Here is a 23512-nt window from a genome sequence, read left to right on the forward strand (position 1 = left end):
CGGCGCGCGGCCTCATGGCTCCCGCCCGGGGCCTTGTCATCGCAACAGAGTTGCGTGACACCGAGCCGCCGCCGGGAGGCGTCGTGGCATCACGCCGCCGGCTCCACAGGGCGTGGGGAGGGGCGGGCCGGTGCGGCCCGTTGGCGATAAGGTCCATGACGGCGATCTGGTTCATCCTGGCGGCCATGACCGCGGCGGCCGTGCTCGGCCTGCTCTGGCCCATGTCGCGGCGCGCCGCCGTGCCGACCGGCGAGGCCGGCGGCAGCGGGCTCGCGACCGAGACCGCGTTCTACGAGGATCAGATCGCCGAGATCGACCGCGACCTCGAGCGCGGCCTGATCGCCCCCGACGAGGCCGAGACCGCCAAGGCCGAGGCGGCGCGCCGCCTGCTCCGGTCGAGCCGCGAGGCGCAGCGCGAGGCCGAGGATGCGGGCATCGCCGAGGCCGCGCGCCCGGCCGAGCCGCGCCTGCGCCGCCGGCGCGCCGCCTCGGCCTTCGCGCTCTCCACCATCCCGCTCGTGGCGCTGATCGCCTACGGGCTCTACGGTTCGCCCGAGGTGCCGGCGCAGACCGAGGCCGACCGGCAGGCCGCCCGCGGCGGCGCCGACGAGCTGATGAAGGCCGTCGGGCAGATCGAGGCGCGCCTCGCCCGGGACCCGAACGATGCGCGCGGCTGGGCCGTGCTCGCCCCGGTCTACATGCGCACCGGCCGATTCGACGATGCCGCCCGCGCCTACGGCCACCTCGCGCGGATCAAGGGCGAGACCGCCGACCTCCTGGCCGACCAGGGCGAGGCCCTCACGGCGGCCGGCGACGGCACCGTGTCGCCCGAGGCCAAGGCGCTGTTCGAGAAGGCGCAGGCCAAGGAGCCGAACGCGCCCAAGCCGCGCTTCTACCTCGCCCGCGCGGCCGAGCAGGCCGGCGACACCGGCGAGGCGATCCGCCAGCTCACCGAGCTCGAGGCCAGCAGCCCGCCGAACGCCCCGTGGCTCGGGATCGTCAAGCAGAGCCTCGCCCGCCTCAAGGGCGAGCCGCCCCCGCCCGCGACGCCCCAGGCCGCCCCCGAGATCCCGGCCGAGCAGCAGGCAGCGATTCGCGGCATGGTCGACGGGCTCGACACCCGCCTCAAGACCGGCGGCGGCACCCCCGACGAGTGGCTGCGGCTCGTCCGGTCCCGGATGGTCCTCGGCGAGCGCGCGCAGGCGACCGACGCCCTGGCCCGGGCGCGCACGGCCCTCGCGGGCGACCCGCAGGGTCTCGCCCAGGTCGAGCAGGGCGCCCGCGCCGTGGGTCTCGGCGCCGAGGGCGCGGCGCCCGCGCCGGCCGAATCGGGCCGGGCGGGACCGGGCGTCCAGGCCGAGAAGGAGGCCGCGATGGCGGCCGTGCGCGCCATGCCGCAGGCGGAGCAGCAGGCGGCGATTCGCGGGATGGTCGAGGGACTCGACCGCCGCCTCGCCGCGCGGGGCGGCACGCCGGACGAGTGGATGCGGCTCGTGCGCTCCTACAGCGCGCTGGGCGAGCGCGACCAGGCGGTGAAGGCCCTCGACCGCGCCCGGATGGCGCTGGCCGCCAACAGCGAGGCGGTGGCGCGGCTCGACGGTCTCGCCCGGGAGCTGGAGCTCCCCGCCAAGCCGAACCCCTGACGCACCGAACCCCTGGCGCGCCCGTTCCCCGGCGCCACGAAATCGCGAGCCCGCCTCCGCGGAGCGGTCCGTACGACAATCGGTCCCGACGCCCGCCCTTGACCCGCGGGCGCCTGGAGCCGACACCCTCAAGACTAGAATGAGAACGGTTCCGGTCGACGCGGGTCTCCGCGCGCCGGACCGCGGGGTGGAAGTATCGTGACGCGTAAGAAACGCCGCCTGATCCTGATCGCCGCCTGCGGCAGCGTCCTGGCGCTCGCCGTGGGGCTGATGCTGTACGCCATGAGCGGCTCGATCGTGTTCTTCCGCTCGCCCACCGACATCGCCAAGCAGGCCATCGCCCCGGGCACGCGCCTGCGGCTCGGAGGGCTGGTGAAGGACGGCTCGCTCAGGCGCGGTCCCGACCAGACGGTCGATTTCGCCGTCACCGACACGAACGAGACCGTCGAGGTCCACTACAAGGGCCTGCTGCCGGACCTGTTCCGGGAAGGGCAGGGCGTGGTCGCCGAGGGCGTGCTGGAGCCGGGCGGGCAGTTCCGCGCCGACACGGTGTTGGCCAAGCACGACGAATCCTACATGCCCCGCGAGGTGGCCGACGCGCTGAAGGCGCAGGGGCGCTGGCAGGAGGGCGGCCCGAACAAGGGCGGCCCGGCGCCGAAGCCCGCCACCGCGGCGGCGGACAGCACCCTCGGTCCCCGCAGCGAGCGGTGAGGGAACCCGCATGATCGTCGAGACCGGCCACTTCGCCCTCGCGCTCGCGCTGGCGATCTCCCTCGTCCAGGTGGTGATGCCGATCTGGGCCGCCCGCTCGGGCGATCCGGCCCTGCGCCAGACCGCCTCGCAGGCGGCGCTCGGCGCCTTCGCCTGCGTGCTCTTCGCCTTCGCGGCCCTCACCTACGCGCACGTCACCTCGGACTTCTCGGTCCAGAACGTCGTCGAGAACTCGCACACGCAGAAGCCGCTGATCTACAAGATCTCCGGCGTCTGGGGGAACCACGAGGGCTCGATGCTCCTCTGGGTCCTGATCCTCACCCTGTTCGGCGCCTGCGTGGCGGCGGCCAAGAACTCGGTGCCGCCGCGGCTGCGGGCCAACACCCTGGCCGTGCAGGGGCTGATCACCTTCGTGTTCGTGCTGTTCATCATCACGACCTCGAACCCGTTCACCCGGGTGATCCCGGCCCCGCTCGAGGGCAACGACCTCAACCCGCTGCTGCAGGATCCGGGTCTCGCGGTCCACCCGCCGCTCCTCTACGTCGGCTATGTCGGCTTCTCGATCAGCTTCGCCTTCGCGGTGGCCGCGCTGATCGACGGGCGGATCGACGCCGTCTGGGCGCGGGCTGTGCGGCCCTGGACCCTCGCCGCGTGGTGCTTCCTGACGCTCGGGATCGCGATGGGCTCCTACTGGGCCTATTACGAGCTGGGCTGGGGCGGCTGGTGGTTCTGGGACCCGGTCGAGAACGCCTCCCTGATGCCGTGGATCGCCGGAACGGCGCTGCTGCACTCCACCGTGGTGATGGAGAAGCGCGACGCCCTGAAGGTCTGGACGGTGCTGCTCGCCATCCTGACCTTCTCGCTCTCGCTGATCGGCACCTTCCTGGTCCGCTCGGGCGTGATCACCTCGGTGCATTCCTTCGCCACCGACCCGACCCGCGGCGTCTTCATCCTGGCGATCCTGATCCTGTTCATCGGCGGCTCGCTGACGCTGTTCGCGTGGCGGGCGCCGCTGCTGCGGCAGGGAGGCTTGTTCGCGCCGATCTCCCGCGAGGGCTCGCTCGTCCTCAACAACCTGTTCCTGGTGGCGGCCTGCGCCACCGTGCTGGTCGGCACGCTCTACCCGCTGGTGCTCGAGATGCTGACGGGCGAGAAGATCACGGTCGGTCCGCCCTTCTTCAATTCCACCTTCGTGCCGCTGGCGATCCCGCTGCTGCTGATCGTGCCCATGGGGCAGGCGCTGGCCTGGAAGCGCGGCGACGTGCTCGCCGCCGCCCAGCGCCTGTTCGCCGCGCTGGCGGTCGCCCTGGTGGTCGGCTTCGCGGTGCTGGCGCTGACCTGGGGCGGGCCGGTCCTGGCGCCGGTCGGGATCGGCCTCGGCGCCTACCTGCTGATCGGGTCCGCCCTGGAGATCGTCACCCGCGCCCGCGGCTACGGGGCGAGCCGCGCCCGGTCCCTCGGACAGATCGGCCGCCGCGCCGTCGGCCTGCCGCGCTCGGCCTGGGGCACCGCCATCGCCCATGCCGGGGTCGGCGTGGTGGTGCTGGGCATCGCCGCGCAGGGCTGGGCCACCGAGGGGCTGGCGACCCTCAAGCCCGGGGAGAGCCTGGCGACGGGGCCCTACGTGGCGACCCTGGACCGGGTCGCGCCGCGCAAGGGACCGAACTACGAGGAGGCCGCCGCCTACCTGACGATCCGCACCCGCGGGGGCGACGAGGTCGGGAAGGTCGAGACCGGCAAGCGCTTCTACCCGAGCCGCAAGATGGCGGTGACGGAATCGGGGCTGCTGACCAACGGTGTCAGCCAGGTCTACGCGAGCCTCGGGGAGATCGGGCAGGACGGCGGCGTCGGCCTGCGCCTCTACTACAAGCCGCTGGTCTTGCTGATCTGGCTCGGGGCGGTGGTGATGGCGCTGGGCGGCGGCCTGTCGCTCACGGACCGGCGGATGCGCGTGGGCGTCCCCGCCAAGGCGAAGGCGCGGCCGCTCCCGGTCGCGGTGCCGGCCGAGTGATGGCGCGCCGTTCGCTCCGCCCGGCGCTGGCCGCGCTCGCCCTGCTGGCGTCTCTGCCGGCCCTGGCGGTGCAGCCCGACGAGGTGCTGAAGGATCCCGCGCTGGAGCACCGCGCCCGGGAGATCTCGGCCGAACTGCGCTGCCTCGTCTGCCAGAACCAGTCGATCGACGATTCCGACGCGCCGCTCGCCAAGGACCTGCGCCTGATCGTCCGCGAGCGGCTGGAGAAGGGCGACAGCGACACGGCGGTGCTCGACTACGTCGTGGCCCGCTACGGCGAGTTCGTGCTGCTGCGCCCGGTCTTCGCGCTGCACACCCTGCTGCTGTGGCTGACCCCGGTGCTCGCGGTGCTGCTCGGCGGGCTCGGAATCTGGCGCCTCGCCCGCCGCCGCCCGCCCGCGCCGGCCCGGAACCTGTCGGCCGCCGAGCAGGCGGAGGTCGCGGCGCTGCTGCGACGGGAGTAGAATCGCCGCCGGAAGCGATTCGCCCGCCCCGTTCGGCACGAGTCTTGGATCGGGCCTCGCAGACCGCACGATCGGCGACGCGCCCGGGGCAGGACGATGACGGCCGCTACGCTCACCATCTCGAGCCGCAACTACTCCTCGTGGTCCCTGCGGGGCTGGCTGATCTGCCGGATGGCCGGGCTCGACTTCCGGACGGAGGTCCTGTCCGGCACCGACGCCACCACCCGGGCGGAGCTGCTGCACCTGTCGCCCTCGTTCCTGGTGCCCCGCCTGCGCCACGGCGACGTGGTCGTCTGGGACACGCTGGCGATCGCCGAGTATCTCGCCGAGACCTTCCCGGAGGCCGGCTTCCTGCCCGGCAACGTGGCGGAGCGCGCCCATTGCCGGTCGATCTCGGGGGAGATGCATTCCGGCTTCGTCAACCTGCGCTCGGCGCTGCCGATGAACCTGCGCGCCTTCCACCCCGATTTCCGCGTGTTCAACGGTGCCAAGGCCGATATCGAGCGCATCGTCACGATCTTCGACGATTGCCTAGACCGCTACGAGGGGCCGTACCTGTTCGGCGCGCGGCCGTGCCTCGCCGACGCGATGTTCGCCCCGGTCTGCACCCGCTTCCGCACTTACGACGTCGCGCTGCCGCCCCGCGCCGCCGCCTACCGCGACACGATCCTGCACTGGCCGCTGATGGTCGAGTGGGCGGAGGCCGCCGCCGACGAGCCGGACGAGATCGAGGAACTCGAGATGGAGTTCTGACGCGGCCGAGGCTGCCGTCTTGGAGCCCGCCACCGTCCTTGCGAGCGGAGCGAAGCAATCCAGTCGCGCCACGCTTGCCGAGGTCGCGCTGCCCTGGATTGCTTCGCGCCGCTCGCAAGGACGGAGGGCTCTGAGCGGACGTTCCGGACTCGACGTGGCGGAATGCAATTTCTTGCAGGGCACAAATTTATGTTGCGACGCACGCGACAAATCCTGACTGCCGATCGGATCTGAAAAATCGCGCTGCGGCAACAGGTTAACGAATTGGCTCCGCTCCCTGGGGCCTGCGCGTTACAGCTCGACAAACGTCCTTTGTCGCCCGACCGGACAGCGCGATTGATGCCATTCGGCATTTCTGTTCCTCTTCGCATTAGAACGGGAACAGACTGGGCTGGAAACCATGGCGCGTCACGAGCCTTGGAGCGCGGAGCGCGCATCCGGGATCATCGCCGAGCACATCCATCTCGAGGGGGCCACGCTGCCGATCCTGCACGCGCTGCAGGAAACCTTCGGCTACGTGGATTCCGGTGCCGTGCCGCTGATCGCGGACGCGCTGAACCTGTCGCGCGCCGAAGTCCACGGCTGCATCACCTTCTACCACGACTTCCGGGCGCACCCCGCCGGCCGCCACGAGGTGAAGCTGTGCCGGGCCGAGGCCTGCCAGGCCATGGGCTCGGACAAGCTGCACCGCGAGATCCTGGGCCGCCTCGGCTGCGGCTGGCACGAGACCACCGCCGACGGCAGCGCCACGGTCGAGCCGGTCTACTGCCTCGGCCTCTGCGCCAACGGCCCCGCCGCGCTGGTCGACGGTGAGCCCGTCGCGCACCTGACCGCCGACGCCCTCGAAGCTGCCCTGACGGAGGTGCGCCAGTGAGCGTCACGCTCTACGTTCCGCGCGACGCCGTCGCCCTCGGGCTCGGCGCCAACAAGGTCGCCCGCGCCCTCTTCGCCGGCGCCGAGCGCCGCGGCCTGGACGTCACCATCGTCCGCACCGGCTCCCGCGGCCTGTTCTGGCTGGAGCCGATGGTCGAGGTCGGCACCCCCGAGGGGCGCGTCGCCTACGGGCCGGTGACGGTCAAGGACGTCGATCCCCTGCTGGATGCCGGCCTGACCACGGGCGGCGACCACGCCCTGCGCCTCGGCGATCCGGAGAAGATCCCCTACCTCGCCCGGCAGCAGCGCCTGACCTTCCACCGCTGCGGCGTGGTCGACCCGGTCTCCGTGGACGATTACCGGGCCCATGGCGGCTACCGCGGCCTCGAGGCCGCCCTGAAGCTCGATGCCGAGGGTATCGTGGCGGCGGTGCGCGATTCCGGCCTGCGCGGCCGGGGCGGTGCCGGCTTCCCGGCCGGCATCAAGTGGAACACCGTGATGCTCGCCAAGGCGGACCAGAAATACGTGGTCTGCAACGCTGACGAGGGCGATTCCGGAACCTTCGCCGACCGGATGATGATGGAGGGCGACCCCTTCAACCTCATCGAGGGCATGACCATCGCGGGCGTCGCGACCGGCGCCACCCGCGGCTATATCTATCTCCGCTCCGAGTACCCGCAGGCCTTCGCCACCCTGAAGGAGGCGATCGCCAATGGCGTGACGGCCGGCGTGCTCGGCGACAACATCCTGGGCTCGGGCAAGACCTTCCACCTGGAAGTGCGCCTCGGCGCCGGCGCCTACATCTGCGGCGAGGAGACCTCGCTGCTGGAGAGCCTGGAGGGCAAGCGCGGCATCGTGCGGGCGAAGCCGCCGATCCCGGCGCTCAAGGGCTTCCTGGGCAAGCCGACGCTGGTCAACAACGTCATGACCTTCACGGCCGTGCCGTGGATCCTGGAGAACGGGGCCAAGGCCTACGCCGATTACGGCATGGGGCGGTCGCTCGGCACCCTGCCGATCCAGCTCGCCGGCAACGTCAAGCACGGCGGCCTGATCGAGATGGCCTTCGGCATCACCCTCAGGCAGGTGATCGAGGATTTCGGCGGCGGCACCCGTTCGGGCCGGCCGGTCCGGGCCGTGCAGGTCGGCGGGCCGCTCGGGGCCTACTTCCCCGACCATCTCCTCGACACGCCCCTCGACTACGAGGCGATGGCGGCCAAGAAGGGCCTCGTCGGCCATGGCGGCATCGTGGTGTTCGACGACACCGTCGACATGGCCTCCCAGGCCCGCTTCGCCTTCGAGTTCTGCGCCACCGAGTCCTGCGGCAAGTGCACCCCCTGCCGCATCGGCGCGACCCGCGGCGTCGAGACCATGGACAAGGTGATCGCCGGCATCCGGCCGGACGCGAATCTCAAGCTGGTCGAGGATCTCTGCGAGGTCATGACCGACGGGTCGCTCTGCGCCATGGGCGGGCTCACCCCGATGCCCGTCATGAGCGCGATCACCCACTTCCCCGAGGATTTCAGGCGCGCCGGCGATCTGCCGGCCGCGGCCGAGTAAGGAGGCGTCGATGGGCCTGATCAAGGAGATCGACTACGGCACGCCGATCCGCGTCAGCGAGCAGACGGTGACGCTGACGATCGACGGCATGTCGGTGACGGTGCCGGCCGGCACCTCGGTGATGGCGGCGGCGATGCAGGCCGGCACCCAGATCCCGAAGCTCTGCGCCACAGACTCGCTGGAGCCGTTCGGCTCCTGCCGCCTCTGTCTCGTGGAGATCGAGGGCCGGCGCGGCACCCCGGCCTCCTGCACGACCCCGGCCGAGAACGGCATGGTGGTGCACACGCAGAACGAGAAGCTCGCCAAGCTCCGCAAGGGCGTGATGGAGCTCTACATCTCCGACCACCCCCTCGACTGCCTGACCTGCGCGGCGAACGGCGACTGCGAGCTGCAGACCCAGGCGGGCGTCGTCGGCCTGCGCGACGTGCGCTACGGCTACGAGGGCGACAACCACGTCCGGCCGAGCTCCGAGAAGTACCTGCCGAAGGACGAGTCGAACCCGTACTTCACCTACGACCCGTCGAAGTGCATCGTCTGCAACCGCTGCGTCCGCGCCTGCGAGGAGGTGCAGGGCACCTTCGCGCTGACCATCGCGGGCCGCGGCTTCGACAGCCGCGTGGCCGCTGGCCCGACCAACTTCTTCGAGTCCGAGTGCGTCTCCTGCGGCGCCTGCGTCCAGGCGTGTCCGACGGCCACGTTGCAGGAAAAATCGATCCACGCGTACGGCCAGCCCGAGCACGCGGAGGTGACGACCTGCGCGTATTGCGGCGTCGGCTGCTCGTTCAAGGCCGAGATGCAGGGCGAGCGCGTCGTCCGCATGGTCCCCTACAAGGGCGGCAAGGCCAACGAGGGCCATAGCTGCGTGAAGGGCCGCTTCGCCTACGGCTACGCCACCCACAAGGACCGCATCACCAAGCCGATGATCCGCGAGAAGATCACGGATCCGTGGCGCGAAGTGTCCTGGGAGGAGGCGATCGACCGCGCGGCCTCCGAGTTCAAGCGGATCCAGGCCAAGTACGGCAAGGACTCGGTCGGCGGCATCACCTCGTCGCGCTGCACAAACGAGGAGGCCTACCTCGTCCAGAAGCTCGTGCGCGCCGCCTTCGGCAACAACAACGTCGACACCTGCGCCCGCGTCTGCCACTCGCCGACCGGCTACGGCCTGATGTCGACGCTCGGCACCTCGGCCGGCACCCAGGACTTCAAGTCGGTCGAGAAGTCCGACGTGATCCTGGTGATCGGCGCCAACCCGACCGACGGCCACCCGGTCTTCGGCTCGCGCATGAAGAAGCGCCTGCGCGAGGGCGCCAAGCTGATCGTCGCCGATCCGCGCAAGATCGACCTCGTGAAGTCGCCCCACATCAAGGCCGACTATCACCTGCCGCTGAAGCCCGGCTCCAACGTCGCCTTCATCAACTCGCTGGCGCACGTGATCGTCACCGAGGGGCTGATCGACGAGGCCTATGTCCGCGAGCGCTGCGATCTGGCGGAGTTCGAGTCCTGGGCCCGGTTCATCGCCGAGGAGCGCCACTCCCCGGAGAACCAGCAGTCCTTCACCGGCCTCGACCCCGAGCAGGTCCGCGGGGCGGCCCGGCTCTACGCGAAGGGCGGCGCGGCCGGCATCTACTACGGGCTGGGCGTCACCGAGCACAGCCAGGGCTCGACCATGGTCATGGGCATGGCCAACATCGCCATGGCCACCGGCAACATCGGCAAGCTCGGCGCCGGCGTGAACCCGCTGCGCGGCCAGAACAACGTGCAGGGCTCCTGCGACATGGGCTCGTTCCCGCACGAGCTCACCGGCTACCGCCACGTCTCGGACGACGCGACCCGCGAGAGCTTCGAGGCCCTCTGGGGCGCCAAGCTCGACAACGCGCCGGGCCTGCGCATCACCAACATGCTGGACGAGGCCGTCGAAGGCACGTTCAAGGGCATGTACATCCAGGGCGAGGACATCGCCCAGTCGGATCCCGACACGCACCACGTGACCTCGGGCCTGATGGCGATGGAGTGCATCGTCGTCCAGGACCTGTTCCTGAACGAGACCGCCAAGTACGCCCACGTCTTCCTGCCGGGCGCCTCGTTCCTCGAGAAGGACGGGACCTTCACCAACGCCGAGCGCCGCATTTCGCGGGTCCGCAAGGTCATGGCCCCGATGGGCGGCTACGGCGACTGGGAGGGCACGGTGCTGCTCTCCAATGCCCTCGGCTACCCCATGACCTACAATCACCCGTCCGAGATCATGGACGAGATCGCCTCGCTCACCCCGAGCTTCACCGGCGTGTCCTACGCCAAGCTCGACGAGCTCGGCTCGGTGCAGTGGCCCTGCAACGAGAAGGCGCCGCTCGGCACGCCGATGATGCACGTGGACCGGTTCGTCCGCGGCAAGGGCCGGTTCATGATCACCGAGTTCGTGGCCACCGAGGAGCGGACGGGGGCGAAGTTCCCGCTGATCCTGACCACGGGCCGGATCCTGTCCCAGTACAATGTCGGCGCGCAGACCCGGCGCACCGAGAACTCGCGCTGGCACGAGGAGGACGTGCTGGAGATCCACCCGTTCGACGCGGAGCTGCGCGGCATCGTCGACGGCGACCTCGTCGCCCTGGAGAGCCGCTCCGGCGACATCGCCCTGAAGGCCAAGGTCTCCGAGCGGATGCAGCCGGGCGTGGTCTACACGACCTTCCACCACGCCAAGACCGGCGCCAACGTCATCACCACCGACTACTCGGACTGGGCGACCAACTGCCCCGAGTACAAGGTGACGGCGGTGCAGGTCCGGCGGACCAACCGGCCCTCCGACTGGCAGGCGAAGTTCTACGAGGAGGACTTCTCCCTGACCCGGATCGCCCAGACCCTCGACGCGGCAGAGTAAGAGTACCCGATGAGCGCCGTGACGCAGGCGGACAAGCTCGTCCGCATGGCCAACCAGATCGCGACCTTCTTCCGGTCCTACCCGGAGGAGGAGGCGGTGGCCGGGATCCAGAAGCACATCAAGGCGTTCTGGACGCCCAAGATGATCGCGCATCTCGAGGCCGCCCTGCCGGAGCAGGGCGACCGGGTCGACGGCTACGTGCGGCGGGCCCTGCACGGCGAGGAGCCGGCGGCCGACAGCCCGGTGCGTCCCGCGACCCGGGATCCGCAACTCGCGGGCGCGGGCGCCAGCGACGCGGGCTGAGCCGCCCGAGGCCGGGCGGGCCCTCGGGCTCGAACCCCGCCGGCCGTCACGCGATCACGCGAAACATCTCCTGTTTCTACTGGGAGCGGAGGTGTTCCGCGTCTGATACCGCTTCCGGGTTCATCGATCGGTTCCGCCGTCTTTGCGAGCGGAGCGAAGCAATCCAGCAGCGCCAGACTCTGCACGATGGCGCGACCCTGGGTCACTTCGCTGCGCTCGTGATGACGGAGGCTGCGCTCGTGATGACGGAGGCTGCGCTCGCGACGACGGAGGCTGCGCTCGCGACGACGGAGCGCGCCGTCTGAACCGGTAAACCGCCTGAGTCGATGTGGAAAGGCGGTGAGCGGCGGCACCGCGGGACAGTCGGGTGCCCGGCCGTCTCCCGCCCGGCGGACCCGGCGACGCCGGCCGCCGGGCCCCGAGGCGTCAGTTCTTCAGGGCGACGGTGAAATCGGCCTCGGTCTTGCCGCGGATCTCGTCCTCGGTGACGCCGTCGGCGAGCTCGATGAGCCTCATGCCGCCGTCGCCCTTCTTGTCGATCTCGAACACGCCGAGATCGGTGATCACCAGGTCGACCACCTGCGTGCCGGTGAGCGGCAGGTCGCAGGCCTTGAGCAGCTTCGGGCTCTCGGTGCCGTCCTTGTTCTTGGCGACGTGCTCCATCACCACGACCACGCGCTTCACGCCGGCCACGAGGTCCATGGCGCCGCCCATCCCCTTCACCATCTTGCCGGGGATCATCCAGTTGGCGAGGTCGCCGTTGCCGGCCACCTGCATGGCGCCGAGGATCGACAGGTTGATGTGCCCGCCGCGGATCATCCCGAAGGAATCCGCCGAGGAGAAGTAGCTCGTCGTCGGCAGAGCGGTGATCGTCTGCTTGCCGGCGTTGATCAGGTCCGGGTCCTCCTCACCCTCGTAGGGGAAGGGGCCCATGCCCAGCATGCCGTTCTCCGACTGGAGCTGCACCGACATGCCCTCGGGGATGTAGTTCGACACCAGCGTCGGGATGCCGATGCCGAGATTCACGTAGAAGCCGTCCTCCAGCTCCTTGGCGGCGCGCGCCGCCATCTGCTCGCGGGTCCAGGCCATCGTTCTCGCTCCCTTCCCGTCCGATCAGTGCGTGCCGCCGCCGGCCGCCGCGGCCGGGGTGCTGTCGCCGCGCTTGCGCGTGGTGCGCTGCTCGATGCGCTTGTCGCGCTGCCCGACGTCGATGATGCGCTTCACGAAGATGCCGGGCGTGTGGATCGTGTCCGGATCGATCTCGCCCGGCTTCACGAGGTGCTCGACCTGCGCCACCGTCATCTTGGCGGCGGTGGCCATCATCGGGTTGAAGTTGCGGGCGGTCATCCGGTAGCGCAGGTTCCCCTCGGTGTCGCCCGTGTGGGCGTGGACCAGGGCGAGGTCGGCGAACAGGCCGCGCTCCATGACGTATTGCTCGCCGTCGAACTCGCGGACTTCCTTGCCCTCGGCGACCTTGGTGCCGACGCCGGTCTTGGTGAAGAAGGCCGGGATGCCGGCGCCGCCGGCGCGGATCCGCTCGGCCAGCGTGCCCTGCGGGTTGAACTCGATCTCCAGCTCACCGCCGAGGTACTGCCGGGCGAACTCCTTGTTCTCGCCCACGTAGGACGAGATCATCTTGGCGACCTGGCGAGTGTCCAGGAGCTTGCCGAGACCGACCCCGTCGATGCCGGCATTGTTCGACACGACGGTGAGGCCCTTGACGCCGGAGAGGCGCACCGCCTCGATCAGCTCGTCGGGGATGCCGCAGAGGCCGAAGCCGCCGCACATCACCATCATGTCGTCGCGCAGGAGGCCGGCCAGGGCCGCGGCGGCATCCGTGTAGACCTTCTTCATCGAACCGTCCTTTTCCCGCCGGACCCGACCGGCCGAAACCTCGGGACGCGCGTGTCCTCGCGCCTGCTCTTCCCGATTCCGCGCGCGAAATCCAGTGGTGCACCGCACCGGCCGGCGCGGTCCCGGGCGATCCGTAACCGGCACTGCGCTGGGGAGGGCAGGGCGGCCCTGCGCGGGCGCGGCAGACAAAACCGGCCGGGGACGCTAAGTTGCCCACTCGACGTGCAGACCCTGCCGGGCCGTGGCAGCCCGAGGGGCCGGCGCGGCGCCCGGCTTCCGGCCACAGCCGCCGCCCTCTCGGAGCATGATGTCGCTGCGCCGCCCGATCTTCATCCTCGCTCTCGGGAGCCTGATCGCGGCCGGCCTCGGCCTGCGCGACTGGCCCCTGGAGGATGGCCGGGCCACGGCCTTCGCCCGCCGCGCCTTCGACGCATACGGACTCGGGCTGACGCTGCAGGGGCCCGCGCGCCTCGCGGTGCTGCCCTGGCCGCGCCTGACCCTCGACCGCGTCCGGCTCGCTGCCGGTTCCGACGGCCCGGTCCTGGCGGATGAGGGCCGTCTGACCATCGATCTCGACCCGCTGAGCCTCCTTGGCGGCCGCGCCGCGGTGAGCGGCCTCCGCCTGGAGGGCGCGCGGCTGTCGGACGACCCTGCCGGCTGGGACGCCCCCCTCGCGCGCCTCGCCGAGCAGGCCCGGTCCGGCGAGACGGCCCGGCCGCGCCGGATCGTCGTGCGCGACGCGCGCCTCGCCGTCGGCGACACGGCCCGGGACATCGACCTCGACATCGCGTGGCCGCTCTGGGGCAAGGCCGCCGAGGGCCGCGCCAGCCTCGTCTGGCGCGGCGTGCCGACCCGGATCGCCCTCAGCCACCTGCGTCCGGCCGAGATGGCCCAGCGCCGCGGGAGCCCGTTCACCGCGGAGATCACGTGGCCGGACGGCCGCCTCGCGGCGGACGGAACGGTGGCGCCGCCGGCGGAGGGGAGCGCGCTGCCCGTCATGTCCGGGCAGGTCCGGTTCGAGACGCGATCCCTGCCGGAGAGCTTGGCCTGGATCGGCCGCGATATGCCGCTGGCGCCGCTCGCCGGCGCCTTCTCGGTCGACGGCCGGTTCGAGACGGGCGAGCGGTCCGTCTCGTGGCCGAGCCTGCGCATCGGCCTGGGTCAGAGCGTGCTCGAGGGGGCCGGCGCCGTCGCGTTCGGGCCCGGCAAGGCGCCGCGCCTCTCGGTGCAGGCGACCCTGGCGGCCGAGACGCTCGATCTCACGCCTCTCGTCGCGGATCTGTCGCGGCTCCTCGACCCCGCGCCCGCGTCGATCGCCCTGGCACCCTTCACGCGCGGCGACCTCGACCTGCGCCTGTCGGCGGCCGAGGGGCGCGCCGGCGCCGTCCGGGTGCAGGATCTGGCGGCGAGCGTCCTGGTGCGGGAGGCCGCCCTGGAAGTGGCGGTGAACCGGGCCCGGATCCAGGACGGCACGTTCAAGGGGCGCGTCAACCTGACGAGCGGGTCCGATCCGGCCGCGACCGAACTGCGCACGCAGGGAAGCTTCGACCGCGTCGACCTCGGCGCGCTGCTCGGCGAGATCGGCGCGGCCCGCTGGGTGGTGGGACCCGTGCAGGGGCATTTCGCCCTCGAATCCAGGGCCCGGGACACGGTCGGATTGCTGGCGCACCTGAATGGCCGGGCCACGCTCGCCATGGACGGTGGTGCCATCGCGGGCCTCGACCTCGCCGACGTCATCCACCGCAACGGCGCGGTGGCGTCCGGCGCCCTGGCGCGCCGCAACGGCCGGACGGCCTTCGAACGGGCCGTGGTGACGCTGCGCTTCGCCGACGGCGTGGGCGAGATCGCCGAGTCGGGTCTCCTGGGGCCGAGCGTCGGGGCGACCCTGCACGGCCAAGTCTCGCTGCCGGAGCGTCGGCTCGATGCCAAGGGCGACCTCGTCCTGCGTCCGCCCGGCGATTCCTCCCGCGGGATCCTGTTCGCGGTGACGGGGCCCTGGAGCGCCCTGACGGCTCAGACGGTCGCGCACAGCGAGATCCCCGACCCGGTCGGCCGGTACGGGGGCGCGATGCTCCCCGACCCGCTCAAACTGCCCGCCACGCTCGGCCTGCCCGGCAACGCCCGCGCGTACGCGCCGTGACCGCGGCGCCATGGCGCCGGCTCCGGCCAAGCTCTAAGATCGGGCCTCGAACGCCTTCATGATCCCCATGCGCCGCCTGCTCATCGAGGAACCCGTGACCCGCGCGGGGCCGCTGGCCCGGCGCCTCGCCGTGTTCTCCGTCATCGCCACCGGGATCGCCCTGGTCCTCGTCCGGGATCCGCGCTCCGACACGGACGCCGCCCTCGTGGCCCTCGTGGCCGGGCTCGGCGTCGCGCTGCTGGCGGCCGCGGCCGCGATCTTCGCCTTCGTGCGGGTCTGGCGCGAGGGCGCCCGCGGTCTCGGGGCCGCCCTCGCCGGATTGATCCTGGCGCTGGCGGTTCTCGGCTACCCCGCCTTCCTGGGCCTGCGCGGCCTGCGTCTTCCCGCCCTCTCGGACATCACCACCGACATCGACAATCCGCCGGCCTTCTCGCGCTCGCGGGCGGCCTTCGCGGCCCGCGGCGGGCGCTACCCGGCGGACCCGAGCCCGGCTGCGCGCGAGAGCCAGCGCGGCGCCTACCCGCAGATCGCGCCGCTGACCCTCGATATCGGCGCCGACGAGGCCTTCGAACTCGCCCGGCAGGCCGCCCTGAAGCGGCACTGGCAGATCGTCGAGGCGATCCGGCCGGGCGGCCGGACCGGCAACGGCCGGATCGAGGCCGTGGCGCGGGGGCTGATCCTCAACCTGCCGGACGATGTCACCGTGCGCATCCGCCCCCGCGCCGACGGGGCGCGGATCGACGTGCGCTCGGCCTCGCGGCTCGGCGGCCGCGATTTCGGCAGCAATGCCGACCGGATCCGGGCCTATCTCGACGACGTCGCCAACCTCGCTCTCGCGGTGAAATGAGCCGCCGCGCCTCTCAGGCCGGCGCGTAGGTGCCGTCGAGGCGGGGGGCGCCGTCGCAGGACGCGAGCCCGCGTCCGACCAGATCCTCCAGGTGGGCGAAGACCGACAGCGCCGCCGCGCCGCGGAGCCGGGGATCGAGCCCCTGGTAGATCGCAGCGACGATGTCGGCGATCCGCCCGTCGCCGGCGGCCAGCCGCGCGCGGATCGCCGCCTCGCGCTGGCGGCGATGCCCGGCGAGCCCGCGGAGGAACCGGGCGGGCTCGCGCACCGGTCCGCCATGGCCCGGCCAGTAGACCGTCTCGTCGCGCCCGCGCAGCTTGTCGAGGGAGTCCATGTAGGCCCGCATCGCGCCGTCGGGCGGCGCCACGATCGTGGTCGACCACGCCATGACGTGGTCGCCCGAGAACAGCGCCCGCGCCTCCGGCAGCGCGAAGGCGAGATGGTTCATCGTGTGCCCGGGAGTCTCGACGGCCACGAGGGTCCAGCCCGGGCCGGACACGGCGTCGCCCTCCACCATGATCCGTTCCGGCGCGTGCGCCCGGTCGGCGCTCGCGTCGAGCATCGGGGGCTCCGCTTCCGACAGGGCCCGCGCGGCCCTGTGCGGCGCGCATCCGACGATCGGCGCGCCGGTGCGCGCGGCGAGCAGCCTTGCTCCGGGCGAGTGATCCCGATGGGTGTGGGTGACCACGATGGCCTCGACCCGCTCGGTGCCGAGATCCCGAAGCAGCGCGTCGACATGGCCCGGATCGTCCGGGCCCGGATCGATCACCGCGACGCGATCCTGGCCCACCACGTAGGTGCAGGTGCCGCTCGCCGTGAACGGGCCTCCGTTCGGCGCGACCCGCCGGCGGATCAGTGGCGCGACCCGGTCCAGCCGGCCGGCCGGAGGCATCGACGGATCGAAGGTCAGGGTGGTCTCGTCGGTGTCCGCCATCGCGATCCCGTGCGATCGATACGGCGGTTCCTTGGACGGTTCGCGGCCGCGTGGCAATCGCCCTCGAGGCCTAGGGGATGGGAGGCCGCGGTGCGAGGCATTCTGGGATGGCGGCAGGACCTGCCCGCTGTCCTGCCGGTGATCCTGACGCAGGGGTAATGCCGTCCGGCGCCTGTGGAGGGACGCGGAAGGGGTCGTGTCCGCTCCGGGGTCGCGCGTCCCGCGATCAGTCCTGCCGGCGCGGTTGCCGTGCGCGCACGCGGACCGGTACGGGCGCCGGTGCCGGCATGAGACCGAGCGCGGCCGCGCGCAGGGCGTCGCCGGCCCTGTCGACGATCTCGGTCACCCGCGCCGCCATCGCGGCGGCCTTCGATCGAACGGCACTCTTGGCAGATTGCAGCATCGCAAATCCCGGATCGAGCCTTAAGACCTATCTTCGAACGCTAGCGCCCCTGTCTCGTTCCGTCACCCCATGTCGCGGCCGGCGCTCGCGCCCGCGGGGACTCACAGGACTTCGCGATGGGGGCGGAACCGGAGCGAAACCTTGGCGTTTTCGTGTTCAGAACGACGCGGCCCGCCCGCGTTGGTACTTTCTAAGGATACGAACCATGCTCGGTTGGGCCGTAACTTTTCTCGTCGTCGCTCTCGTGGCCGCTCTGCTTGGCTTCGGCGGCATCGCCGGCACCGCCATGGAGGCGGCCAAGCTGGTCTTCTTCGTAGCGATCGTCCTGTTCGCCATCTCGGCCGTCGTCGGTCTGATGCGGGGCCGTTCGCCGACACTGTGACCGAGGGCCGGAGCGGCCGGCCCCGTTCAGCGGGCCGTCGCACGGACCCACGGAAGAGCCGTCGCCGCAGGGCGGCGGCTTTTTCCATCGCGGCGCTGCCATCGCGCGCCGTTGCAGGGGTAGATTGTCCCGGTCACGGGACGAGCGGTTTCAGGCCTTGCGGTCGGCGCTGTCGAGCTTGGCGATCAGTTCGGCGAAGCGATCGGGTACGGGCTGCTGCGTGACCGTGTCGTACATCGCGCGCAGCTGCGCGGCGATGCGGTTGCGGGTCTGATCGCTGAGGCCGCCCTTGCTCCTGGCGCGGTCGGACGGGTCGGAAGCGGCCGTGCTGCCGGAGCTGTTCTCGGACTCCGACAAGCGATCCGAAGCGGTCTCGACGTGCGGATCGCGCGCGCGAAGACCGGCCTCCTTTCCCTGGTCCACCATCAACACGCCCCTTGTTGCCGAAGTCGGCCCGGCCGCATTGTGCTGCGGCTCGACATACGCCATGGCTGCGCCGGCAACGCCTGCGCGCCGGCATCGGTTCCGCTGGGGGGTGGAACGGAGTGCGGGCCTCCGCGTTGGGCGGTAGGCTGCGCAGGACAGAAAGCCGGCCCCGGCAGGCCCTCGGTGACGGATCGAGGCGCTCGCGGCCGGGCAACACGGCGAGGCACAGGGGATCGAATGTCGACATCGCAACTCGTGGTACAGCACCTGCCGTACCTGCGCCGCTACGCGCGCGCGCTCACGGGTAGCCAAGTGGCGGGTGACGCGTACGTCGCCGCCACCCTGGAGACCCTCGTCAACGAGCCGGACACGCTCGGTCGCAGCACCAACATCAAGGCCGACCTGTTCCGCGTCTTCACGCGGATCTGGAACTCGCTCTCGGTCAACGGCCGCAGCGAGCAGGTCCAGCACGACCTGCCGGCGGAGGTCCGCCTCGGCCAGATCACCCCGCTGCCGCGCCAGGCCTTCCTGCTCTCCTGCCTCGAGGGCTTCTCCGAGGAGGACGCGGCGATCATTCTGGGCGTCGACGTGTCCGAGGTTCGCGACCTCGTGGACGAGGCCGGTCGGGAGCTCGCCGCTGACATGGCGACCGAGATCCTCATCATCGAGGACGAGCCCCTGATCGCGATGGATCTGGAGGCGCTGGTCGAGGGTCTCGGCCACAACGTCATCGGCGTCGCCCGCACCCGCACCGAGGCGATCAAGATCGCCGGCGAGGGCAAGCGCCCCGGCCTGATCCTGGCCGACATCCAGCTCGCCGACGGCTCCTCCGGCCTCGACGCCGTGAACGACCTCCTGAAATCCTTCGAGGTGCCGGTGATCTTCATCACCGCCTATCCCGAGCGCTTCCTCACCGGTGAGCGGCCCGAGCCGGCGTTCCTGATCGCCAAGCCGTTCCAGCCCGCGAACGTCTCGGCGGTGATCAGCCAGGCGCTGTTCTTCCAGCAGACCGCCCGTCGGCGGGAAGCCAAGACGGCCTGAGATGACGGCCTGCGATCCGGCCTGAGGTCAGGCTCGGCGGTTCGCCCCCGGGAGTGACCCGGGGCGTCCGCGACCGAGAAAGGCGACAACGAAAAAGCCCCGGCTCACGCCGGGGCTTTTTCGTTGTCGAACCGCGTGCCCTCGTCGGTCGCCGCGCACAAAAAAACGGGCCGGAGAGAGCTCCAGCCCGTCGCGAAGGTTCCGGCCGATGCACAAGGGGAATGCGGGGAGGACCAGGTGGCCGGGTGCACAGAGAACGGGTGCCGGAGCTGGAGGTTCCAGAAGGGGCGCTTTTTCGTGGAGCGTGCCTTTTGTGCAACGAACCGGGGCTGTGGATAGCGGGCGTGCGCCGCCGCACCAACAGCCGAGCTGCGTTCGAATACTCAGGCTTCGTAGACGCGAGGCAGTCTAGGAACCTGCGATTGCAGGGCGCGTTGTACGAACATCCTGTCAAGCTCTCGCAATGAGGTCGGGGCGATGCTGCGGTCTGGTTTCATCCTGGGCGTGAGTGCTCCTGCGGCTCTTCTCACCGTTCTGGTCCAGCCGGTGGTTCGCGACACGGCGGATCGGTGGACGATGCCGGTCCCGACCGCGCAGACCATTTCGGCGCCGCTGCCCGGGATGCGCCCCGTGTCGCTGTCGATCAGCCCGACGCGGGTGGCGGGGGTGCAGCGCCTCGACAGCCGGAACGCCCCGGTGGCCGGCGAGGCGCAGGATCTGGAGATCAAGCCGATCCTGCGGCAGCCGCCACGGCGCATGCGCGAGGGGTGCGAGGCGGCGCTGAGCTCCCTGGTTGGTCCCGAGGCGCGCCGCATGACCCCCGGCCGCTGCATTTCCTGATCGGCGCCGACAAGGACTGGAAATCAGAAGGCCCCGCCGTCTCGGCGGGGCCTTCTGCTGTGTGGATCGGCCCTGGATCGCGATCCGCGGCCTAAACTTGAAACGAAAACGGCGCCCGTCCCGAGGGACGCGGCGCCGCTACGCGGTACGAAACGGCAGCGGCCTCACTCGGCCCGGCCGGTCCCCGTGGACTGACCGCCCTTGCGGCCGGCGGACGAGGCGAGCTCACGGTCCTGCGAGAAGGAGCGCTTCTCGGCCGGAACGCTGCGGCCGCCCTTGCTGGCGATCTCGCGCTGCCGCTCCAGGTCCATCGAGGCAAAGCCTCGCTTCGAGGTCGAATTTCCGGACGCCATCAGTTCCTCCTCAGGCTTCGCTTCACCCCGCAACAACCTTCAGCAATAACCAAGGTTCCTGTCCCGAGACCTGCTCAAGCTTCCGACAGCTAAGCTTGGCAGCAACCCCGACTTGTGTGCCGCGTTGGTCGACATTCGACCTTGGTTGAAGTCCGCGTCGGGTCCGACAGGCCCGGAGGCCCGGCGAGTCGTTCCGGGCGGACGGCGCGGCCGCACGGCACGAGAGAAGGGTTTTCGCGCATGACGAACCGCAACATGGTCAAGGATGCCGCTCCGGGGGCACAGGCCACGCAGCCCAACACGCCGCCGCTGCCGCCGATGCCGGCGCCGGAAGATTCCGCCACCCCGACCACCCGCGAGGAGCCGACGGATTCGCCGCACCTGAATGCCAGTCTCAAGCGCGACGCGCCCCCTCCCGGGGGACAGGGGCTCTCGACGAAGCGCTGAGCCGGGCGAGGGCGTTCTCAGGTCCGGCGCCGGTGCGCGAGGCGCGTCAGGCCCGCGACGAGAAGGGCGATCGCCAGGATCGTGACGATCCCGGCCACCGTCAGGATCCGCTGGATGAGGGGCGTGTAGACGCCGCGCGCGGCATCGTAGCCGTAGCAGAGCAGGGTGAGCCGGTCGGCGATGCTGCCGACCCGGCCCTCGCCGGCTTCCGTCAGGGCGAGGCGCAGGTCGCGCCCGGTCAGCGCCAGGGGCGACAGCACACGGGCTACCCGGCCGTCGGCGGTGAGGAGAAGCGCCGCCGCGGGATGCGCGAAGCTGTCGGTCCCGGCATCGTAGGCAGCTTCATAGCCCAGCGCGCCGGTGAGGCGCGCGAGCGCGGCGTCCGACACGATGAGCGCCCGGGGCCGGACGGATCCCGCCCGATCCCCGAGCGTCTCCGCCAGCATGCGCCGGGCGGCCGCGGCGTCGTCGCGGGGATCGATCCCGACCAGCACGAGGGCGTAGTCGTCGATCGGCAGGCCGGTGGCCGCCAGCGCGTCCACCGACAGGGACAGCATGGGGTCGCAGACATTCCCGCAGGTGTAATCCACCGGCAGCAGAAGGGCCGCGCGGCCGCCCAGGGCCTGCCCGAGGGTGGTCGGCCGGTCGGTGCGCGCGTCGGTGGCTGCGAGGTCGAGCGGGGCCCGGGCACCCGGGGGCGGCGCGACCGTGACGCGGGCGAGGTCGGCCTGGACGAGGCGGGCCGCTGCCGGCTCCGGCGACAGGACGAGGCACAGTGCCAGGAGGGCGCCGAGACCACACCGACAGGTTGCGTAAGGCGCGGGGCTGGACAAGTGCCTGACGAACCGCATGGATAAGCGGGCCCGTCCGGCCCCGCCGTCCTGGGCGTGAGACCCGTCGCGGAGCCCCCGAATGACCCTCGACACCGAGGTTTCCTCCCTGAAGCAGGTGCCGCTGTTCCGCGAGGTGGAACCGGCGCGCCTGAAGCTCCTGGCCTTCACCAGCGAGCGGGTGCATTTCGAGCCGGGGCAACGCTTCTTCGCCCGCGGCGACGTCGCGGATGCGGCCTACGTGATCCTCTCGGGTACGGCGGACGTCAGCATCGACGGTCCCGCCGGCCCGGTGCGGCTGGCGCTGCTCGGCCAGGACGCCCTCGTCGGTGAGATGGGCATCCTGGCCGAGCAGCCCCGCTCCGCCACCGTGACGGCGCAATCTGCGGTGACCGCCCTGCGTATCGACCGCGGGGTGTTCCTGGAACTGCTGGCCCAGTTTCCACAGATCAGCATCGCCCTGATGCGCGTGCTGGCGCTGCGGCTGGAGCAGACCAACCAGGCGCTGGCGGAGAGCCGGGGCTGATCATCCCGCGTAGGTGATGAATTCCAGGAGCGAGCCGTCGGGATCCCGGAAGTAGACGCTGATCCCCGCGCCCGCGGCGCCGTGCCGCTCCACCGGGCCGAGTTCCACCGGGACCCCGGCGGCCTCGAGATGCGCGATGGCGGTCTCGATCGCGCCCGACCAGCGGAAGCACAGGTCGCTGTTGCCCGGCTGGACGGGTTTCGCCGCGACCGGTACCGGCTCGACGCCCGGCCCGTGGCAATTGAGCTGGACGCCGCCGAACCGGTAGGCGAAGCCGGGACCGCGCTCGAGGATCTCGGCACCCACCACGTCGCGGTAGAAGGCGTTCGAGCGTGCCCAGTCGCTCACGTGGATCACGCAGTGATCGAGGTGTATCGCCGGGCTGAGCGGGACATCGGGAGCGACCGTCGCCTCGGTGGGAAGAGTTTCGGTCTCGGCCATCGTTCACCTCCGCTCCGGGCGCAGTAGAGCACCGCTGCGATTCAGAATTAGGGCACAACCGTGGCCGTGGGAGCGGCCCGCGCACGGCCGGCTGCGGCGCAAAAGCTACATCGTCACAGGCGCGGAGGCGGTAGGCATGGCGCGACGACCGTATCCCGCACGACAGGACCTATGATCGCCACGCTTCCCTCGGCCTGGAGCCGCCTGCGCCGGATCGTTCTCTCGCGAATCCTCCTCGCCGTCGTGGCGATCGCGCCCCTCGCGGCCTGCCAGACCCGTCCGGTCCAGGTCGCCCAGGACGACGAGGCGGCATGGTACGTCGGCAGCAAGCCCGACAAGCCCTTCGACATTCCGCTGGTCGACACCCAGCGCCTCGATCCGAAGTACCGCCGCCAGCAGGTGAGCTACAACGGCCCCGAGCAGCCGGGGACGATCGTGGTCGACATCGACAAGCGTCAGCTCGTCCTAGTCCAGGCCGACGGCACGGCGATGCAGTACGGTGTCGGCGTCGGCAAGGCCGGCTTCTCCTGGAAGGGCGAGGCGCGGGTCGGGCGCAAGGGCGTCTGGCCAGACTGGAGCCCGACCGTCACGATGGTCTCGCTGCATCCCGACCTGCCCCGCACCCGCAAGGGCGGCCTCGATAACCCCCTCGGCGCGCGCGCCCTCTACCTCTACCAGGGCAACCGCGACATCCTGTTCCGCATCCACGGCACCAACGAGCCCTGGAGCATCGGCGAGCAGATGTCGTCAGGCTGCGTCCGGATGCTGAACGAGGATATCGCCGACCTGTACGAGCGCGTGCCGGTGGGCACCCGCGTGCTCATCAAGCGCAACGGCAAGTACCGGACCTGAGCGGGCGAG

25 protein-coding genes are annotated in these 23512 nt (G+C 71.2%); 17 read left to right on the forward strand and 8 right to left on the reverse strand.

The window, feature by feature from the left end:
- Positions 1-155: 155 nt before the first annotated feature.
- The 9 genes from ccmI to ACLBYG_RS05230 all read left to right on the forward strand — a co-directional run bounded on the left by ccmI (position 156) and on the right by ACLBYG_RS05230 (position 11187).
- Positions 156-1643 carry a c-type cytochrome biogenesis protein CcmI gene (gene ccmI / locus ACLBYG_RS05190; RefSeq protein ID WP_447680803.1) on the forward strand — a complete coding sequence of 496 codons (1488 nt, stop codon included), beginning with the start codon at positions 156-158 and terminating at the stop codon, positions 1641-1643.
- Positions 1644-1841: 198 nt separating this feature from the next.
- Complete coding sequence (gene ccmE / locus ACLBYG_RS05195; RefSeq protein WP_020090897.1) at positions 1842-2354, forward strand: cytochrome c maturation protein CcmE; 513 nt, start codon at positions 1842-1844, stop codon at positions 2352-2354.
- 10 nt (positions 2355-2364) lie between these two features.
- Complete coding sequence (locus tag ACLBYG_RS05200) at positions 2365-4365, forward strand: heme lyase CcmF/NrfE family subunit (protein ID WP_020090896.1); 2001 nt, start codon at positions 2365-2367, stop codon at positions 4363-4365.
- Positions 4365-4829, forward strand: a complete 465-nt coding sequence (locus ACLBYG_RS05205) for a cytochrome c-type biogenesis protein (protein ID WP_020090895.1) — start codon at positions 4365-4367, stop codon at positions 4827-4829. Before ACLBYG_RS05200 ends, ACLBYG_RS05205 begins: the two co-directional genes overlap by 1 nt.
- Positions 4830-4925: 96 nt before the next feature.
- Positions 4926-5582 carry a glutathione S-transferase family protein gene (locus ACLBYG_RS05210; protein WP_020090894.1) on the forward strand — a complete coding sequence of 219 codons (657 nt, stop codon included), beginning with the start codon at positions 4926-4928 and terminating at the stop codon, positions 5580-5582.
- 400 nt (positions 5583-5982) lie between these two features.
- The gene (locus ACLBYG_RS05215; RefSeq protein ID WP_447680804.1) at positions 5983-6456 is read left to right on the forward strand and encodes a formate dehydrogenase subunit gamma; all 474 of its coding nucleotides are present in this window, start codon (positions 5983-5985) and stop codon (positions 6454-6456) included.
- Entirely contained in the window at positions 6453-8012 is a 1560-nt protein-coding gene (locus tag ACLBYG_RS05220) for a formate dehydrogenase beta subunit (RefSeq protein ID WP_447680805.1), read from the forward strand. Before ACLBYG_RS05215 ends, ACLBYG_RS05220 begins: the two co-directional genes overlap by 4 nt.
- A 10-nt stretch (positions 8013-8022) precedes the next feature.
- Complete coding sequence (gene fdhF, locus ACLBYG_RS05225; RefSeq protein WP_447680806.1) at positions 8023-10884, forward strand: formate dehydrogenase subunit alpha; 2862 nt, start codon at positions 8023-8025, stop codon at positions 10882-10884.
- A gap of 9 nt (positions 10885-10893) precedes the next feature.
- A complete protein-coding gene (locus tag ACLBYG_RS05230) occupies positions 10894-11187 on the forward strand; it encodes a formate dehydrogenase subunit delta (RefSeq protein WP_447680807.1) in 294 nt (97 codons plus the stop codon).
- Between the two features lie 426 nt (positions 11188-11613).
- Here the strand turns inward: ACLBYG_RS05230 and ACLBYG_RS05235 are convergent, their stop codons facing one another.
- Both ACLBYG_RS05235 and ACLBYG_RS05240 read right to left on the reverse strand, forming a co-directional pair.
- Entirely contained in the window at positions 11614-12276 is a 663-nt protein-coding gene (locus ACLBYG_RS05235; RefSeq protein ID WP_042671934.1) for a 3-oxoacid CoA-transferase subunit B, read from the reverse strand.
- A 24-nt stretch (positions 12277-12300) separates the two neighbouring features.
- Positions 12301-13041 carry a CoA transferase subunit A gene (locus tag ACLBYG_RS05240; RefSeq protein ID WP_020090888.1) on the reverse strand — a complete coding sequence of 247 codons (741 nt, stop codon included), beginning with the start codon at positions 13039-13041 and terminating at the stop codon, positions 12301-12303.
- A gap of 304 nt (positions 13042-13345) precedes the next feature.
- On the opposite strand from ACLBYG_RS05240, the gene ACLBYG_RS05245 reads away from it, so the two are divergent.
- Positions 13346-15181: an AsmA family protein gene (locus ACLBYG_RS05245; RefSeq protein ID WP_447680808.1), complete on the forward strand. Its 1836-nt coding sequence runs from the start codon at positions 13346-13348 to the stop codon at positions 15179-15181.
- A gap of 67 nt (positions 15182-15248) precedes the next feature.
- Complete coding sequence (locus tag ACLBYG_RS05250; RefSeq protein ID WP_056527687.1) at positions 15249-16028, forward strand: DUF1499 domain-containing protein; 780 nt, start codon at positions 15249-15251, stop codon at positions 16026-16028.
- A gap of 13 nt (positions 16029-16041) precedes the next feature.
- On the opposite strand, the gene ACLBYG_RS05255 is transcribed toward ACLBYG_RS05250, so the two are convergent.
- Positions 16042-16920 (reverse strand): MBL fold metallo-hydrolase, encoded by an 879-nt coding sequence (locus ACLBYG_RS05255; RefSeq protein WP_447681033.1) that lies wholly within the window; start codon positions 16918-16920, stop codon positions 16042-16044.
- A gap of 268 nt (positions 16921-17188) precedes the next feature.
- Positions 17189-17365: a hypothetical protein gene (locus ACLBYG_RS05260; RefSeq protein ID WP_170855067.1), complete on the reverse strand. Its 177-nt coding sequence runs from the start codon at positions 17363-17365 to the stop codon at positions 17189-17191.
- A 205-nt stretch (positions 17366-17570) separates the two neighbouring features.
- On the opposite strand from ACLBYG_RS05260, the gene ACLBYG_RS05265 reads away from it, so the two are divergent.
- Complete coding sequence (locus tag ACLBYG_RS05265; RefSeq protein ID WP_007568853.1) at positions 17571-17747, forward strand: DUF1328 domain-containing protein; 177 nt, start codon at positions 17571-17573, stop codon at positions 17745-17747.
- 150 nt (positions 17748-17897) lie between these two features.
- Here the strand turns inward: ACLBYG_RS05265 and ACLBYG_RS05270 are convergent, their stop codons facing one another.
- Complete coding sequence (locus tag ACLBYG_RS05270; protein WP_447680809.1) at positions 17898-18236, reverse strand: NepR family anti-sigma factor; 339 nt, start codon at positions 18234-18236, stop codon at positions 17898-17900.
- Between the two features lie 174 nt (positions 18237-18410).
- Here ACLBYG_RS05270 and ACLBYG_RS05275 point away from each other — a divergent pair, with 174 nt between their 5' ends.
- Both ACLBYG_RS05275 and ACLBYG_RS05280 read left to right on the forward strand, forming a co-directional pair.
- Positions 18411-19214, forward strand: a complete 804-nt coding sequence (locus tag ACLBYG_RS05275) for a response regulator (protein ID WP_012321915.1) — start codon at positions 18411-18413, stop codon at positions 19212-19214.
- A gap of 576 nt (positions 19215-19790) precedes the next feature.
- On the forward strand, positions 19791-20054 hold the full coding sequence (locus tag ACLBYG_RS05280; protein ID WP_020090882.1) for a hypothetical protein: 264 nt from the start codon (positions 19791-19793) through the stop codon (positions 20052-20054).
- Between the two features lie 164 nt (positions 20055-20218).
- On the opposite strand, the gene ACLBYG_RS05285 is transcribed toward ACLBYG_RS05280, so the two are convergent.
- Positions 20219-20407, reverse strand: coding sequence for a con-10 family general stress protein (locus ACLBYG_RS05285; RefSeq protein ID WP_010683678.1), 189 nt, complete (start codon positions 20405-20407; stop codon positions 20219-20221).
- 240 nt (positions 20408-20647) lie between these two features.
- On the opposite strand from ACLBYG_RS05285, the gene ACLBYG_RS05290 reads away from it, so the two are divergent.
- Positions 20648-20854 carry a hypothetical protein gene (locus ACLBYG_RS05290; protein WP_020090880.1) on the forward strand — a complete coding sequence of 69 codons (207 nt, stop codon included), beginning with the start codon at positions 20648-20650 and terminating at the stop codon, positions 20852-20854.
- Between the two features lie 17 nt (positions 20855-20871).
- On the opposite strand, the gene ACLBYG_RS05295 is transcribed toward ACLBYG_RS05290, so the two are convergent.
- On the reverse strand, positions 20872-21687 hold the full coding sequence (locus ACLBYG_RS05295; RefSeq protein ID WP_447680810.1) for an electron transporter: 816 nt from the start codon (positions 21685-21687) through the stop codon (positions 20872-20874).
- Between the two features lie 79 nt (positions 21688-21766).
- On the opposite strand from ACLBYG_RS05295, the gene ACLBYG_RS05300 reads away from it, so the two are divergent.
- Complete coding sequence (locus tag ACLBYG_RS05300; RefSeq protein ID WP_020090878.1) at positions 21767-22210, forward strand: cyclic nucleotide-binding domain-containing protein; 444 nt, start codon at positions 21767-21769, stop codon at positions 22208-22210.
- On the opposite strand, the gene ACLBYG_RS05305 is transcribed toward ACLBYG_RS05300, so the two are convergent.
- Positions 22211-22651: a VOC family protein gene (locus ACLBYG_RS05305; protein WP_020090877.1), complete on the reverse strand. Its 441-nt coding sequence runs from the start codon at positions 22649-22651 to the stop codon at positions 22211-22213.
- Between the two features lie 171 nt (positions 22652-22822).
- On the opposite strand from ACLBYG_RS05305, the gene ACLBYG_RS05310 reads away from it, so the two are divergent.
- Entirely contained in the window at positions 22823-23503 is a 681-nt protein-coding gene (locus tag ACLBYG_RS05310; protein WP_020090876.1) for a L,D-transpeptidase, read from the forward strand.
- Positions 23504-23512: the final 9 nt, after the last annotated feature.

It is taken from the genome of Methylobacterium sp. D53M (assembly GCF_053345625.1).